The 1,606-nt window shown below is 73.3% G+C and carries 1 protein-coding gene; it reads right to left on the minus strand.

What is annotated here, in order from left to right; genetic code table 11:
- Window positions 1–104: 104 nt before the first annotated feature.
- Window positions 105–1,409, minus strand: coding sequence for an MFS transporter (locus tag AX737_RS09815; protein WP_066920940.1), 1,305 nt, complete (start codon window positions 1,407–1,409; stop codon window positions 105–107).
- Window positions 1,410–1,606 lie beyond the last annotated feature (197 nt).

Genomic DNA, 1,606 nt, shown 5'->3' on the forward strand with positions numbered 1-1,606 from the left:
GGTTCGGGTCGGGGGCGGGGCAGGGGGGAATGGCGTCGGCTGGATCGCTCATGCGGGCCTCCCGCTCAGGCGTCGGCATCGGGCGTCGGCATCAGGCGTCGGCATCAGGCGTCGGCATGGAGCACGCGGCCCCGCGTCTCGGGCAGCGCGAAGGCCGCCACGAAGAACACCCCGTAGGCGATGGCCGCGAAGATCGCGATGGCGGCCGCCAGCCCGACCTGCGCCGACAGGTAGCCGACGAGCGCCGGGAACAGGGCGCCGATGCCGCGGCCGAAATTGTAGCAGAAGCCCTGGCCCGAGCCGCGCAGGCGCGTCGGGTAGAGCTCGGTGAGGAAGGCGCCCATCCCCGAGAAGTAGCCCGAGGCGAAGAAGCCGAGCGGGAAGCCCAGCACCCAGAGCACCGCGTTCGAGAGCGGCAATTGCGTGTAGGCCAGGATGACCGCGATGGCGCCGAGCGAGAAGATCAGGAAGAGCGGGCGCCGCCCGAGCCGGTCGGCGAGCCAGGCGCCCACGAGGTAGCCCGCGAAGGAGCCGACGATGAGCGCCGCGAGGTAGCCCGTCGAGGAGACGACCGAGAGGCCGCGCTCGGTGGTGAGGAAGCGCGGCAGCCAGGTGGTGATGGCGTAGTAGCCGCCCTGGCAGCCGGCCGAGGCCAGGGAGGCCAGCACCGTGGTCTTCAGGATCGGTCCGGAGAAGATCTCCCAGATCCGCGGCCGGTCGCCGGAGGCCGCGGCCCGCGCCCGGCTCTCGGCGGCGACCTCGGGCTCCCGCACGTAGCGGCGCAGGTAGAACACCAGGAGGGCCGGCAGCGCGCCGATCGCGAACATCCAGCGCCACGCGCTCTCGGGCGGCAGCCACGTGAACAGCACGGCTTGCGCCAGCACCGCCATGCCCCAGCCGATCGCCCAGCCGGACTGGACGGAGCCCACGGCCCGGCCGCGATACTGCGCCCGGATGGTCTCGCCCATCAGCACGGCGCCCGCCGCCCACTCGCCGCCGAAGCCGAGCCCGAGCAGCGCCCGGGCGACGAGGAGCTGCTCGAAGTTCTGCACGAAGGCGCACAGCAGCGAGAAGAACGAGAACCACAGGATGGTGATCTGGAGCGTCAGCACCCGGCCGATCCGGTCGGCCACGAAGCCCGCGAGCCAGCCGCCCACCGCCGAGGCCAACAGCGTCACGGTGGCGGCCAGCCCCGCGGTGCCCGGCTCGACCTGCCAAAGCCCGATGATCGTGCCGATCACCAGCGGGTAGATCATGAAGTCCATGCCGTCGAGCGCCCAGCCCGCGGCACAGGCCCAGAAGGTGTGGCGCTCGGTCGGGTTCATGCTCCGGTAGAAGGCGCCGAGGCTCGCATCCTCGATCGCGACCCGCTCGATCCCCGGCCCGCCGGGCTCCGTCACCGAACTCATGCCGCCACCTCCCCGATGGGAGCGATGCGTAGCACGGGCCCGGCGGCCGGCCTACCGGGTGGCGGCGGCCGGGCCGGGCGGGTGCCCGGCCGCCCGCTCAGGCGGCGCGCACGCCGGCCAGGAAACGGCCGACCTCGGCGCCGAGATGCTCGGACTGGCGCGACAGCTCGGAGGCCGAGGCCAGCACCTGGGCGGCG

The sequence above is a fragment of the Methylobacterium sp. CCH5-D2 genome (assembly GCF_001556475.1).
GTDB classification, from domain to species: domain Bacteria; phylum Pseudomonadota; class Alphaproteobacteria; order Rhizobiales; family Beijerinckiaceae; genus Methylobacterium; species Methylobacterium hispanicum.